Origin of the sequence: Vibrio sp. SBT000027 (assembly GCF_963894355.1) — a bacterium.
Taxonomy (GTDB): domain Bacteria; phylum Pseudomonadota; class Gammaproteobacteria; order Enterobacterales; family Vibrionaceae; genus Vibrio; species Vibrio splendidus.
Window position 1 is genome coordinate 1,449,759 of the sequence record NZ_CAWQGD010000004.1, and the last position, 14,943, is coordinate 1,464,701.

Consider the following 14,943-nt stretch of genomic DNA (forward strand, 5'->3'; position numbering starts at 1 on the left):
CTGTAACAAGGCTTGCTTTTGCGTCTTAATGGTTAATAATTAGACACTTGTTAGGGTGTGAACCCAATAAATAACAGTATGGTAAAGGATGTTTACTTTTACCTGCGAATTTTTTTATCTATGAATGGTAAAAAATGCTTTGAATTCACGTTTTTGGTGATTATGATGCGCGCCTTAAAGGTGTATAGCAACAGGTCTCAAATAGAACCAAGGTGGAGAAAAACAGACGTTGAACGCTAAAAAATCAGTAGGAAAGCCAGTCGTACAGTTAACTGGCATTAGTAAAAGTTTCGATGGTAAGGAAGTCATCGGCAATCTTGATCTAAACGTAAATCATGGTGAGTTTCTCACGATATTAGGCCCGTCCGGTTGCGGTAAAACCACGGTACTAAGGATGATTGCAGGGTTTGAAACGGCAGATAGTGGTGAAATACTATTAGCTCAACAGAATGTAACCCAAGTTCCTGCTGAACAAAGGCATGTTAACACTGTATTCCAAAGCTATGCCCTATTCCCACATATGACCGTTTTCGACAATGTGGCATTTGGTTTACGCATGCAAAAAGTGCCAAACACCGAGATTGAACCTCGTGTCATGGATGCTTTAAAAATGGTGCGCCTAGAACAAATGGCACAACGAAAGCCACACCAGCTATCCGGTGGTCAACAGCAACGTATCGCAATCGCTCGTGCTGTCGTTAATAAGCCTAAAGTTCTTTTGTTGGATGAGTCTCTCTCTGCTCTAGATTACAAACTACGTAAACAGATGCAAATCGAGCTTAAACAACTGCAACGCCAACTTGGTATCACGTTCATTTTTGTAACGCATGACCAAGAAGAAGCATTGTCCATGTCTGATCGTATTATTGTTATGCGTGATGGCGTGATTGAACAAGACGGAACACCAAGAGAAATCTACGAAGAGCCTAAGAACTTATTTGTTGCTCGTTTCATTGGTGAAATTAACGTATTCGAAGCGACAGCGAAATCTCGTCAAGATGAAAAGCGCATTGTTGCGACAATCGAAGGTGAAGAGTCAATTATCTATCATGATAAAGACGTAGCACCGGGCCAAAAACTGCAAGTACTACTTCGCCCTGAAGATCTTCGTATCGAAGAAATTAAAGAGTCGGATCAAAGCGGTATTGTCGGCCACATTGTCGAGCGAACCTACAAAGGCATGACATTAGATTCAGTCGTAGAACTTGAATCAGGTATGCGTGTCATGGTTAGCGAGTTCTTCAACGAAGATGACCCTGATGTTGATCACTCATTGGGCCAAAAAGTTGCAGTCACTTGGGTTGAGAGCTGGGAAGTGGTGTTAGAAGATGAGCAAGAAGTTTAATTTACAAAACGCGATTGTTGCTTTAATCACAGGTTGGTTAGTGCTGTTCGTGATGATTCCAAACATCATGATCATCGGCACTAGCTTTCTAACTCGTGATGAAGCGAACTTGATCGAGATGACCTTCACTCTCGATAACTACCTGCGTTTGGCTGATCCGCTGTATTTTAAAGTGCTGATGCACTCTTTCTATATGGCGATTGTCGCAACCCTACTTTGTTTAATTATTGGTTACCCATTTGCCTATATCGTGGCAAAAATGCCTACGAAATGGCGCCCAATCATGTTGTTCTTAGTGATTGTGCCATTCTGGACCAACTCTTTGATTCGTACTTACGGGTTAAAAGTGGTTCTGGGAACTCAAGGTGTGTTGAACAAAGGTTTGTTGGCGTTAGACATTATCGATAAGCCACTTCGTATCATGTATTCAGAAACGGCAGTAATGATCGGGTTAGTGTATATCCTATTGCCTTTCATGATTTTGCCGTTGTACTCAGCGATTGAAAAGCTAGACGATACTTATTTAGAAGCGGCTAAAGACTTAGGTGCGAACAAACTTCAAACGCTATTGAAGGTTGTTTTACCCCTAACGATGCCAGGCATTATCGGTGGTTGTTTACTTGTATTGCTCCCTGCGCTTGGAATGTTCTACATTTCAGACTTGTTGGGCGGTGCTAAGAACTTGTTGATCGGTAACGTCATTAAGAGCCAAGTGCTTAATGCCCGTGATTGGCCGTTTGGCGCCGCAACCAGTATTGCACTGACTACCGCTATGGCCGTGATGCTTTATGCCTACTACCGTGCAGGCAAGTTATTGAATAAGAAAGTGGAGCTAGACTAATGGGTCGCACAGTTAAGTTCAGCTTTATGGCGCTGGTATACGCTTTTCTATACCTACCTATTATCGTATTAATTACCAACTCTTTTAATGCCAATAAGTTTGGTATGAAATGGGGTGGCTTTACCACCAAGTGGTATGACGCGCTGATTAACAACGATAGCCTAATGCAGGCTGCGTGGCACTCGATCAACGTCGCGGTGTTCTCAGCAACTGCCGCAACGATTGTTGGCAGCCTGACAGCAGTAGCCTTATTCCGTTACCAATTTAAAGGTAAAGGCATAGTAAATGGCATGTTGTTCATCGTGATGATGTCTCCAGATATCGTAATGGCGATTTCGCTTCTTGCGCTATTCTTAGTTATGGGTGTACAACTTGGGTTCTTTACCCTACTTGCGGCGCACATTACTTTCTGTCTGCCGTTCGTTGTTGTTACGGTTTACAGTCGCTTGAATGGCTTTGATGTGAAGATGCTAGAAGCTGCAAAAGATTTAGGGGCAAGTGAATGGACGATTCTAAAACAGATCATCTTGCCTCTTGCTAAGCCAGCTGTTGCTGCGGGTTGGTTATTGAGCTTCACTCTGTCTTTGGACGATGTGATCATCAGCTCTTTCGTAACGGGCCCAACGTATGAAATATTGCCACTGAAGATTTACTCGATGGTTAAAGTCGGTATATCTCCAGAGGTCAACGCCCTAGCAACAGTGATGTTAGTGGTGTCGTTAGTACTGGTGATTATTTCCCAGTTGTTAGCGAGAGAGAAAATCAAGTAAGTCTCCTACTCTTTACTGAGGCTGACTTGATAAGAAGTTAAGATACTTCAAGTTTAACAAAAGTGTTATTCATAAACAGAATGGTAAATTGCCATTCTGTTTTTCTATCTACTGCCTTCGGGCAACGTTTAGTTTGGAGCTAACGTCAATGAAAAAATGGGCTACTCTATTAGCTGGTAGTGCATGTGCGCTTTCAATGTTATCTGCACCATCATTTGCAAAAGATAATAAAGAATTGGTATTCATGAACTGGGGACCTTACATCAATAGTGAGATCTTAGAACAGTTCACTGATGAAACTGGCATCAAAGTGATTTACTCGACTTACGAATCGAATGAAACTTTGTACGCAAAATTGAAAACGCACAATAAAGGTTACGACCTTGTGGTTCCTTCGACCTACTTCGTGTCTAAAATGCGCGACGAAGGCATGCTTCAAAAGATCGACAAAACCAAGCTAAACAATTTTGCGAATCTAGATACCAACTACCTAGATAAGCCATATGATCCGAACAACGACTACTCGATTCCACATGTTGTTGCTATTACGGGCCTAGCTGTTAACACAGACATGTACGATCCAGAAGATTTTCAAAGCTGGGCTGACCTATGGAACCCTGAGCTTGAAGGTCAGCTGATGATGATGGACGACACGCGTGAAGTGTTCCACATCGCACTGCGTAAGTTAGGTTACTCAGGTAACACGACTAACGAAAAAGAAATCGACGAAGCCTACGCTGAACTGCGTAAGCTGATGCCGAACGTTCTTGTGTTTAACTCAGATAACCCAGGCGCGCCATACATGTCTGGCGAAGTTGGTCTTGGTATGCTTTGGAACGGTTCTGCCGCAGCAGCGCAAAATGAAGGGCTACCGATTAAACTGGTTTTCCCTAAAGAAGGCGGCATTGGTTGGGTTGATAACTTTGCTATCAGTTCTGGCGCAATCAACGTAGAAGCAGCTCATAAGATGATCGACTTCCTACTTCGCCCAGAAATCGCAGAACAAATCTCTCGTGACACCGGTTACCTAACGGCAGTTAAAGCGTCTAATGAGAAGTTCAAAGACAGCCCTGCTCTGTTCCCGTCGCAAGAAGATCTTGACCGTGTTGAATGGCAAGCCGCGGTTGGCGATAAGACAGTGAAGTACGAAGATTACTTCATGAAGCTTAAAGCGGGTCAGTAAGCGAGTTCGTTATCTCATTGCTCTGGTCAACAGACGCTGATAAGTAACTGGTTTACTTAACAACCCGAGTTAGGTAATCAACACGTTAAAAATAAGAATATCAATGAATAGGCAGCTTAGGCTGCCTATTTTGTTATATCACTGCTATAATCTAGCGCGATTTTTAGAAATCCATTTACTTTGGGTTCACTACCCAGCTCCAAATCAAACAAATGAACGGAACAGTAATGAAAAAAACACTGTATACCGGCGCATTGTGTGCTGCTACTTTACTTTCTACACCCTCTTTCGCAGCTGACCAAGAACTGTATTTTTACAACTGGTCTGAATATATTCCAAATGAAGTACTAGAAGACTTCACAGAAGAAACTGGCATTAAAGTCTATTACTCAACTTATGAGTCTAACGAAAGCATGTACGCTAAGTTAAAAACTCAAGGTACGGGTTACGACTTAGTGGTTCCTTCTACTTACTTCGTTTCTAAGATGCGTAAAGAAGGCATGCTTCAAGAGCTTGATAAAACTAAGCTAAGCCACTTTGCAGATTTGGATCCAAATTACTTAGATAAGCCATTTGACCCAAACAACAACTACTCGATCCCATACATCTGGGGCGCAACGGGTATTGGTATCAACTCAGATATGCTAGACAAGTCTTCAGTTAAAAACTGGGGCGACCTGTGGGATACACAGTGGGAAGGTCAACTGATGATGATGGATGACTCTCGTGAGGTTTTCCATATCGCACTGTCTAAACTGGGTTACTCTCCAAACACGACGAACCCTGAAGAAATCAAAGAAGCGTACGAAGAACTTCGTAAGCTGATGCCAAACGTATTGGTATTTAACTCAGATTTCCCAGCTAACCCTTACCTAGCAGGTGAAGTATCTCTTGGTATGCTTTGGAATGGCTCTGCTTACATGGCACGCCAAGAAGGCGCGACAATTGACATCATCTGGCCAGAGAAAGGCGCTATCTTCTGGATGGATAGCCTAGCGATCCCATCAGGTGCTAAAAATGTTGAAGCGGCACATAAGATGATCGACTTCCTTCTTCGCCCTGAAAATGCCGCTAAGATTGCTTTAGAGATCGGTTACCCGACGCCAGTTAAAACGGCTTACCCTCTTCTACCTAAAGAATTTTCTGAAGATAAGAACGTTTTCCCACCGCAATCAGTGATGGATAACGGCGTTTGGCAGGATGAAGTTGGCGAAGCGAGCGTTATTTATGACGAGTACTTCCAAAAACTTAAAGTAAACAACTAGATTGTTACTGACAGGTTAATAAAGCGGCGTAAGCCGCTTTATTTTTATCTAAGTATTATAAAAATCATAAACGATTGAAACGTAACTGATATGCCAGCAAACCCTCTTTTATTGTTAACTGCTCTTATGCTAATGGCATCATTTATGGCGCTTGGCTTAAGTTCGATTATTCAAGTAGATTCCATTTATGATTTGTTTTTTGAAACGAATACTCTTGTTATTGCCTTGTATATTTACTTCATCGCACGTAGCACGATTAGTCCACAAAAAGTGCTTCATTATGGTGCTTGCCTACTTATTCTAAGCCTTATTTACGATGTATCTACAGAGTTTAGAGTTTTCGATGAATGGTCTGATAAGCATGAACTTTGGAATACGTTGCTCGATGATGGCTTGTTACAAGTCGCTTTTTTACTCATTGCATACGGGCTCACGGAGCTTATTAGTAAGTTAAAAGATCAAAGTAAATTAGATGAACTTACGGGTTCATATAATCGCAAAAAGTTCGATGCGATTAAGCTTGAAGAGTTTGAACTCATCTACTTCGATTTAGATGGTCTAAAAATGGTGAATGACCGTAAAGGACATCAAATGGGTGACTTAATGATTGTTCGTTTCTCTCAAGCCTTGAACCAAGTGACACTTGAAGATGAAATGGTATTTCGTGTTGGTGGCGATGAATTTGTAGTAACGGCTCAACTTGGCCGTGGTGGTAAGTTTGTTAAGCAAGTAAGTCGCTTACTCCAAGGGGAGGAGATATCGTTTTCATATGGTATTGAGGTCACTTGCAGGGATAATTTTAAGCAAGCATTGGTTGAGTCGGACAGAGCCATGTATGAGATGAAAAAAGCCCAGCGTTCTGAAACTGACAAGTCTTAGGTGTTATATGAATAGCAGAAACAAAAAAACAAACACCCATCTGACTTAGTTGCAGTCAGACACGCATTTGCCTTTTTAGCTAAACGTAATAAACATTTTGTAACTGTTGTACCAGCTATAACGAGTTTAAGCGGTTAAAGAGCCCTTCTCTGAACACAAGAGCTCACCCACTAATTTCGGCACTTCAATACTGGCTTTGCCGTAGCGTTTCTCTTCAAATTCGCTCTCAACCGCACTTGGCTCGAGGTTGATTTCAATTGTATGTGCGCCATGCATTCTAGCGTCATGTACAAAACCTGCGGCTGGATAAACCACACCTGACGTGCCGATCGAGATGAACAGATCCGCTTCTTCTAACGCTGAATAGATGTCACCCATTCTTAATGGCATTTCGCCAAACCAAACAATATGAGGACGCATTTGAGCTGGTATCTGGCAACAATGGCACAATTCACCGGTATGGATATCGTCTTTGTGCTCTAGAACTTGGTTTGATTCGCTGCAACGTGCCTTAAGAAGTTCACCATGCATGTGAATAATATTGTTGCTACCGCCTCTCTCGTGCAGGTTGTCGATGTTCTGAGTGATGATTGTTACTTTGCCATCAAGTTTGTCTTCGAGCTCACCTAGCGCCTTGTGGGCGGAATTTGGTTGAATGCTCTCACCTTGTAAGCCATGACGACGTTTATTGTAGAACTCTTGCACCAAATCTGGATCTTTTGCAAAACCCTCTGGTGTCGCGACATCTTCGATTTTATGGTTTTCCCATAATCCGTCTTGTGCTCGGAATGTTTGAATCCCCGACTCCGCAGAGATGCCGGCGCCAGTAAGAATTACGATATTTCGATATGGGAAATGCATATAACGTCCTTTTCAATATGTCACTTTGTAACAGCTTAGCACTGTTCAAATTCCAACAATAGTTTTAGGGATTAGACCATAGTCTTAGCCAACTGAATTCATTGGTTATTTGTGACATAACTCGCTCGATATCGGCGGATTAAGAATGACCAGACACAAAAAAAGCGACCGAAGCCGCTAAGTGTTTATCTATTGAACCGTGATCAGTCTTCGTTGATGGATGAGATCTTGTGGATAGCAAGGTCTGCTCCGTTGAACTCGTCTTCTTCACTTAAACGTAGGCCTGTTAGTTTGCTCAACACACCATAAACAATGAGTGCGCCAACCAAAGCCACAGTGATACCCGCCAAAGTACCGACAACCTGAGCACCAAAGCTCACGCCACCTAGCCCCCAGAGTGCTTGCTGGCCGAAGATGCCAGCTGCAATACCACCCCAAGCGCCACACACACCGTGCAATGGCCATACACCCAGCACATCATCAATCTGTGTTTTGTTCTGCATGTAAGTAAACAGGTAAACGAACAATGCGCCCGCTACACCACCTGTAACGAGAGCGCCAAGTGGGTGCATTAAGTCTGAACCTGCACAAATCGCTACGAGACCAGCCAAAGGACCATTGTGGATGAAGCCTGGGTCATTTTTACCTGCGACTAAAGCCGCTAGAATGCCGCCGACCATCGCCATAAGCGAGTTCATGGCTACTAGGCCACTGATGCCATTGATCGCTTGAGCTGACATCACGTTGAAGCCAAACCAACCCACACATAGGATCCAAGAACCTAGTGCTAAGAATGGGATGTTAGATGGTGCGAAGTTAGTGTGTTTACCTGCACGAATACGACCTTTACGCATACCTAAGAAGTAAACCGCGACCAAAGCAATCCAACCGCCAACGCCGTGAACTACTACAGAGCCTGCGAAGTCATGGAATCCATAACCGAATTGAGCTTCAAGCCAATCTTGGAAACCAAAATTACCATTCCAGATGATCCCTTCAAAAAATGGGTAAACAAAGCCTACGGTGAACAGTGTTGCGATGAGTATTGGATAGAAACGTGCACGCTCAGCGATACCACCAGAAACGATCGCTGGAATCGCCGCAGCAAACGTCATCAAGAAGAAAAACTTCACCAGCTCGTAACCATTACCTTGCGATAAGGTTTCTGCATCTGCAAAGAAATGCGCACCGTAAGCCACCCAGTAACCGATAAAGAAATAGGCAATGGCAGAAACGCCGAAATCCGAGAGGATCTTAACCAGCGCGTTCACTTGGTTTTTCTTTCTTACTGTACCGACTTCCAAAAATGCAAAGCCTGCGTGCATTAAGAAGACCATTATGGCGCCTAATAATAGAAATAGAGTGTCTGAACTCTGCGTCAAGCTCTCTACTGCGCTATGAACTTGGGTAACCGTTTGACTCATTAAAGCTCTCTCCCTTAGCTTTGTCTCAATTGCACTAGAACCGTGCGAATTGATGTCGTAATTAATTAAAGACTCAACAGTAAACGCAAGATGCGTTCCAACACGCTCACGTAATTTTCGTGCAACAAGTTTTTGTTTTAAACTTATGATTTTAAAGAATTAAAATCACCACTGCACTTTTTTGGATATTTGAGATGGAGGGATGTTTAAAATTAATTGCACCAATTAAGGGAGTTGCACCATATTGGCGCGGTCAATATCAGGCTTGGTTCTGTTTTAGAACTACCCCAAATATTTTGAAGAATTCACTAAAAACCTTCTTCTAAGTTGACTAGACACTTGTTCTAGGTGGACAAAAAAAGCCCAGCGACTCGAATCACTGGGCTTTCTATACGATGGTTGTTTTGAGTAAATCGATCTAGATAATTTGTTATCTAGTTCGTCTGATACTCACTACAGGTTTGGTCCTGTTGTCGGGCTTTGCGGTAGGTTTTGACTTAAGCGCTGCATGCCTTGATACATACGAATAAACCAAACCACAATCGCCACACCACCAAACAACATGCCTACGTATGGGATGTAGTAAGCGATGTCATCGATAATATGGTTTTGATACCAGTAATCGTTAACACCGATCAACACGCCATTAGAGGTCGCTACCGTGACGATAAGCACAACAAAGAACGTCAGGTTCAAGAAGAAAGAGCGAATCAAGCCGTAATAATGCGTATCCACTACTTCGCCGTCTTCACCTTTATCTAAACGATAGCCTGCGTAGATAATCGCGACCACACCAGAGAGAAGACAAGTAAATGGTGTAAAGCAGCTTAGGATGTAAGCGACCCAAATACCTTTATGAGGTTTGTTCATTCTTATTCACCTCTTCGGTTTTCTCTATTGCTACGTTTGCGCTTTGTTCTGTGCCGCTTTTCTCTTGTTCCATCACTTCTTTGTACCAAAGGTCATGGTGCTCTTTAGCCCAAGTTTCATCAACTTCGCCTGTTACCATACCCTCAAGTGCACCTTCCATACCGAACAAGCCGATGTAGATGTGGAACACAAAGCCACAGATAAGGATCAGAGCAGCCAACATGTGGACTAGGTTTGAAAGCTCCATATCACGTCGTGTTTGGCCAAAGATTGGGAAATCTAACACCAAGCCACTGATCGCTGCGACACTGCCCATAACGATAAGCAGCCAAAATAGCGCTTTTTCACCCGCGTTCGAAAACTCTGCAGATGGATGAGAACCTTTGTGTTTCCCTACCATGCCGCCTAGTTTGATGAACCACTGGATATCGACCATTTTGAAGATCGACTTACGCCACCACTTGATAAGAACAGCCATCAACAGCACATAGAAAATCGGGCCGATGTAGTTGTGGTATTGCTTGGCCAGTAGAACGATGAAGCCCCATAAATCGGTTGGGATATAAGGTTTCAAGAAGTGTTTACCGTAAACCAACATTAAACCACTGAACGCCAGTGTTAAGAAGGTAAACGCCATGCTCCAGTGCAATGCACGATCCAGTCGCGACCAACGTTTGATCTTACGACCCGTTCTTGGCGCACTCAGCATTAGTGGGCCAATCACAACGTACATTAAGGTAACGAAAGCAATACTGCCAAAAATAGCGACAGCACCGGCTGGTGACATCCACTTCTCTTTCAATATGTACCACGTTTGACCTGGAGTACTGATCAACACACCGTGCTCAGCCGATTGAGATGTGGTGTAACCTTCTTCACCGTTTCTTACTTGTCGCCAAAAATCAGCGCCAGCAAGTTGTGTGATTTCTCTTTCTGCACTACTCGATTGAGTTTGTGAAGCGTTAGTCTCTGATGCATGGCTCATAGGAGACAGCATTGTTAATGCTGCCAACATTGGCAGCACAACAAGGAAGAGACGCTTAAACATTGTAAGCATATGTCTCTCCTAACTAGCTCTTCATCGCATCGTAAGAAAGGTCATTGCCGTCTGTCCAGCCTGCACCCTTCGCACCACGCTCAACAACACGCTGGCGGAATACATCAGAGACTTTCTCTGCATCACCCGCTAGCAGTGCTTTGGTTGAACACAAAGAAGCACACATTGGTAGCTTGCCTTCAGCAATACGGTTCGCACCGTATTTCTGACGCTCTTCCACAGAACCTGGCTCTGTTTCTGGGCCGCCAGCACAGAAGGTACATTTGTCCATTTTACCGCGCTCACCAAAGGCTTCCTGTTTAGGGAATTGAGGTGCGCCAAACGGACAAGCAAACAAGCAGTAACCACAACCGATACATAGATCTTTATTGTGAAGTACGATGCCGTCTTCTGTATGTTCAAAACAGTCTGCAGGACAAACTGCCATACATGGCGCATCAGTACAGTGCATACATGCTACTGAGATAGAGTTTTCACCCGGTTCACCGTCGTTCAGTGTGACAACGCGGCGACGTTGAATACCCCATTCCAGAGCATCATCATTTTCATTCTTACATGCAGTGACACAACCGTTACATTCGATACAACGTTTGGTGTCACAAAGAAATTTCATTCTAGCCATTTTAAGACTCCTTACGCTTTACGAATATTACAAAGGGTTACTTTCGTTTCCTGCATCAACGTGACAGGGTCGTAACCATATGTGGTTGCTGTATTGGCTGCTTCGCCAATAACGTAAGGATCAGTGCCTTCAGGGTATTTAGAACGCAAATCTTCGCCTTCAAACTTACCACCGAAGTGGAACGGCAAGAACGCTAAACCCGGTTTCACACGACGAGTGACCATCGCTTTCACCTTGATGCGGCCTTTCTCAGCACCTTCAACCCAAACATCATCGCCATCTTTGAAGCCAATGTCGTTTGCGTCTTTCGGGTTCACTTCAACAAACATCTCTTGTTGTAGTTCTGCTAGCCAAGGATTAGAACGTGTTTCTTCACCACCACCCTCGTACTCAACCAGACGACCAGACGTAAGAATAATCGGGTATTCACCAGACTTATCTTGGTCTTGAATGGATTTGTACAGCGTAGGAACACGGAAGATTGCTTCCTTGTCATCCCACGTTGGGTAGTCAGCGACTAGATCACGACGTGGTGTGTAAAGTGGTTCACGGTGCAGTGGTACGCGGTCTGGGAATGTCCAAACAATCGCACGCGCTTTCGCATTACCAAACGGAATACAACCATGCTTGATAGCAACACGTTGGATGCCACCAGAAACGTCGGTTTTCCAGTTTTTACCTTCAGCAGAAGCTTTCTCTTCTGCTGTTAGATCGTCCCACCAACCCAGTTGTTTCAGCAGTTTGTCACTGAACTCTGGGTAACCATCTTTGATTTCGCTGCCTTTTGAGTAGCTGTCTTCAGCCAATAGGCTTTGACCTTCAAATTCCACACCGAAACGAGTACGGAAGTTACCGCCGCCCTCAGCAACCGGTTTAGACGTATCATAAAGGATATGCGTACCTGGGTGTTTCATCTCTGGGTTGCCCCAACATGGCCAAGGCAGACCGTAAGTCTCGCCATTCGCTGGGCCACCTTCTGCAGCAAGCGTTGTTTTGTGGAACGTGTGCCAGTTTTGTTGGTGTTCTTTCAAACGCTCTGGACTTTGACCTGTGTAGCCGATCGTCCACATACCCTTGTTGAATTCACGAGTGATGTCTTCAATCAATGGTTGGTTGTTCTCAACACGGATGTTTTTGAACAGTTGATCAGAGAAACCAAGCTTCTTAGAAAGAAGGTACATGATTTCGTGGTCAGGCTTAGATTCGAACAGAGGATCAACCACCTTGTCACGCCACTGTAGAGAACGGTTTGATGCCGTTACACTGCCGTAGGTTTCAAATTGAGTGGTTGCTGGAAGCAAGTAAACGCCGTCGGTGCGATCGTTCATTACTGCCGCGACTGTTGGGTATGGGTCAACGATAACCATCATATCCAGCTTCTGCATCGCCTTCTTCATCTCTGGACCACGAGTCTGAGAGTTCACTGCGTGACCCCAGTAGAACATGGCGCGGATGTTTTCGCGTTGACGAATCTTGTCTTTGTCTTCAAGCACGCCATCAACCCAACGAGAAACAGGAATACCTGCACTGTTCATTGGTTTTTGACCACCGTATGCGTTGTCGTCAAATCGTCCTTTAACCCAGTCAAAGTCGATATCCCAAACTTTAGACCAATGGCGCCACGAACCTTCAGACAAGCCGTAGTAACCCGGTAGCGTGTCTGATAGTACGCCAAGGTCAGTTGCGCCTTGTACGTTATCGTGACCACGGAAAATGTTTGCACCGCCACCTGATTTACCGATGTTACCGAGCACAAGCTCAAGTACACAGTAAGCACGTGTGTTGTTGTTACCCGTAGTATGTTGAGTACCACCCATACACCAAACGATACAACCCGGACGGTTTTCTGAAAGCAGTTTTGCTGTGTGGTAAACGTCTTCTTCGCTAACGCCTGTTACACGCTCAACTTCTGCTGGGTTCCACTTCGCAACTTCTTCACGGATCTCGTCCATGCCGAATACACGTTGGCGGATGAATTCTTGGTCTTCCCACTTGTTAGCAAAGACATGCCATAATAGACCCCAGATAAACGCAACATCTGACCCCGGGCGTAGAGAAACATAGTGATCAGATTTCGCAGCAGTACGCGTACGACGAGGATCCGCAACAACGATCTTACAGTTGTTCTTCTCTTTCGCGATTAGGATGTGTTGCATCGCAACCGGGTGAGCTTCTGCAGGGTTCGAACCAATGAACAGCATCGACTTACAGTTGTGCATGTCATTGAACGAGTTTGTCATCGCGCCGTAACCCCAAGTGTTTGCAACACCGGCTACTGTGGTTGAGTGACAAATACGCGCTTGGTGGTCAACGTTATTGGTGCCCCAAAGCGACGCCATCTTACGGAATGCGTAAGCTTGCTCGTTACTGTGTTTCGCACTACCTAGAAAGTAAACGGAATCAGGACCAGACTCTTTACGAAGTTCTAGCGCTTTATTACCGATCTCTTCAATCGCTTGTTCCCAAGAAAGCTTCTTCCACTTACCGCCTTCCAATTTCATTGGGTACTTAAGGCGACGCTCACCGTGGCCGTGCTCACGCAGAGCTGCGCCTTTCGCACAGTGTCCACCAGCGTTGAATGGGTGATCGAATGCAGGCTCTTGACCCGTCCAAACACCGTTTTGAACTTCAGCGTAAATACCACAACCCACAGAACAGTGAGAACAGATAGTGCGTTTCACTTCTGTTTTCGCTTCAGGGTCGACTGACTTAGCTTGCGCCTTTTTCATCATACCCGGAGCGAATAGACCAGCGCCTACTACCGCACCACCAGCCGCTAGAGAGGAGTTTTTCATGAAGGCACGTCGAGACACACCCAGTTGATTGGTTTCTTTGCTCACACTATCGGAGCGTTTGACAAGTTTCATCCGTTATCTCCTAAAGCGTGTCGTAGTAATCGCGAATGTGTTGCGTTTCACGATAGCCCGTCTTCTTCATGTCTTCTTTCGGCATTTCAACCGTTTCTGAAGCAGTTGCCACCTTCGTTGTTCCAGCGACAACGGCACCCGCTACGGCTGCAGTTGTTAAGCCTTTGAGTAAGTCCCTACGGCTTGTGTTTATTTCTTTATTATCTTTCATCATTGCTTCCTTACCTTGCGGTAGATCTTTTTGGAGGCTTAATGCCCCTCTATCGATATAATCGCGTACTGCTCGATTACTCGTAATCAGTGACGTTTTTCACATCAATCTTTAATTTATGTTTACTGCTTTTTGTATTAACGCTAAAACGCACTTGCTCTAACGTTAGGAATGCTTCACACAGCTGAGCTGCTGATTTGTAGAAGTTCGCACTTTCTGCACTTTCAAGCTGACGCGTAAAAGAGTTGAACCAAGGACCAAGGTGCTTATTGAAAACGGCTTGTTGAAGTGCTTCTTCTTCACCGGTTAGCATGGCCATTACTTCACACAATGCCGCAATATGATCTTCTGGCTCTTTCACTTGATCATCACGCTCAATGCCTAAAAGCTCTAAGTCATGACGAATCTCTGCCAATGGTTTTTCCATCATGGCGCCAGTTCTATGCCAAGAACCAAATGGAACAATCTCTCCACGGCCAATGCCAATGAACAGGTCTTGATATTCGTCTTCTAATGCTTCGCGATTTGATTCCGTTGCTGCTTGTTGAATCGCAATCCAAGCTTTTTGCATTGCGCTTTCAGACGCTTCAATATCGAGCGTTTTTAGGAAATCAATCACCTCTTCAGAAGGTGCGCTACGAAACAATGCAGAAAGAACCAAATAGATTTCAGTTCTTAGTGTCTGTTCTTGCTTTAATTCTTTTGCGAGCTCAGGCTCTTGTGCCTGATCCAAATTAGTATCCAATGC

The 14,943-nt window shown here is 44.4% G+C and carries 14 protein-coding genes; 6 read left to right on the forward strand and 8 right to left on the reverse strand.

All coding sequences use genetic code 11. The annotated features are described in order from the left end of the window. The first annotated feature begins 229 nt into the window (after positions 1-229). The 6 genes from potA (at position 230) to AACU28_RS16115 (ending at position 6,283) form a co-directional block, all read left to right on the forward strand. A complete protein-coding gene (gene potA, locus AACU28_RS16090; RefSeq protein ID WP_017077234.1) occupies positions 230-1,345 on the forward strand; it encodes a spermidine/putrescine ABC transporter ATP-binding protein PotA in 1,116 nt (371 codons plus the stop codon). Next, on the forward strand, positions 1,329-2,186 hold the full coding sequence (potB, locus tag AACU28_RS16095; RefSeq protein WP_004733704.1) for a spermidine/putrescine ABC transporter permease PotB: 858 nt from the start codon (positions 1,329-1,331) through the stop codon (positions 2,184-2,186). Before potA ends, potB begins: the two co-directional genes overlap by 17 nt. Continuing rightward, a complete protein-coding gene (gene potC, locus AACU28_RS16100; RefSeq protein ID WP_102534244.1) occupies positions 2,186-2,956 on the forward strand; it encodes a spermidine/putrescine ABC transporter permease PotC in 771 nt (256 codons plus the stop codon). The genes potB and potC overlap by 1 nt, the downstream gene beginning before the upstream one ends. A 148-nt stretch (positions 2,957-3,104) precedes the next feature. Continuing rightward, complete coding sequence (locus AACU28_RS16105) at positions 3,105-4,139, forward strand: extracellular solute-binding protein (protein ID WP_017080468.1); 1,035 nt, start codon at positions 3,105-3,107, stop codon at positions 4,137-4,139. Positions 4,140-4,366: 227 nt separating this feature from the next. Next, positions 4,367-5,404: an extracellular solute-binding protein gene (locus AACU28_RS16110; protein WP_004733709.1), complete on the forward strand. Its 1,038-nt coding sequence runs from the start codon at positions 4,367-4,369 to the stop codon at positions 5,402-5,404. Between the two features lie 90 nt (positions 5,405-5,494). Next, positions 5,495-6,283: a GGDEF domain-containing protein gene (locus tag AACU28_RS16115; protein ID WP_121603222.1), complete on the forward strand. Its 789-nt coding sequence runs from the start codon at positions 5,495-5,497 to the stop codon at positions 6,281-6,283. A gap of 126 nt (positions 6,284-6,409) precedes the next feature. On the opposite strand, the gene cobB is transcribed toward AACU28_RS16115, so the two are convergent. The 8 genes from cobB to AACU28_RS16155 form a co-directional block, all read right to left on the reverse strand. Continuing rightward, positions 6,410-7,144: a Sir2 family NAD+-dependent deacetylase gene (gene cobB / locus AACU28_RS16120; protein ID WP_102534245.1), complete on the reverse strand. Its 735-nt coding sequence runs from the start codon at positions 7,142-7,144 to the stop codon at positions 6,410-6,412. 203 nt (positions 7,145-7,347) lie between these two features. Next, the gene (locus AACU28_RS16125; protein ID WP_102456342.1) at positions 7,348-8,568 is read right to left on the reverse strand and encodes an ammonium transporter; all 1,221 of its coding nucleotides are present in this window, start codon (positions 8,566-8,568) and stop codon (positions 7,348-7,350) included. A 453-nt stretch (positions 8,569-9,021) separates the two neighbouring features. Continuing rightward, positions 9,022-9,438 (reverse strand): hypothetical protein, encoded by a 417-nt coding sequence (locus tag AACU28_RS16130; protein WP_017077240.1) that lies wholly within the window; start codon positions 9,436-9,438, stop codon positions 9,022-9,024. Next, a complete protein-coding gene (locus tag AACU28_RS16135) occupies positions 9,422-10,495 on the reverse strand; it encodes a formate dehydrogenase subunit gamma (RefSeq protein ID WP_121603223.1) in 1,074 nt (357 codons plus the stop codon). The genes AACU28_RS16130 and AACU28_RS16135 overlap by 17 nt, the downstream gene beginning before the upstream one ends. A gap of 13 nt (positions 10,496-10,508) precedes the next feature. Then, positions 10,509-11,117, reverse strand: a complete 609-nt coding sequence (fdh3B, locus tag AACU28_RS16140) for a formate dehydrogenase FDH3 subunit beta (protein ID WP_004733723.1) — start codon at positions 11,115-11,117, stop codon at positions 10,509-10,511. An 11-nt stretch (positions 11,118-11,128) separates the two neighbouring features. After that, positions 11,129-13,984, reverse strand: a complete 2,856-nt coding sequence (locus tag AACU28_RS16145) for a formate dehydrogenase subunit alpha (RefSeq protein WP_121603224.1) — start codon at positions 13,982-13,984, stop codon at positions 11,129-11,131. 10 nt (positions 13,985-13,994) lie between these two features. Beyond that, positions 13,995-14,195 carry a twin-arginine translocation signal domain-containing protein gene (locus tag AACU28_RS16150; protein ID WP_004733728.1) on the reverse strand — a complete coding sequence of 67 codons (201 nt, stop codon included), beginning with the start codon at positions 14,193-14,195 and terminating at the stop codon, positions 13,995-13,997. 76 nt (positions 14,196-14,271) lie between these two features. Then, positions 14,272-14,940, reverse strand: a complete 669-nt coding sequence (locus AACU28_RS16155; RefSeq protein ID WP_004733730.1) for a TorD/DmsD family molecular chaperone — start codon at positions 14,938-14,940, stop codon at positions 14,272-14,274. Positions 14,941-14,943 lie beyond the last annotated feature (3 nt).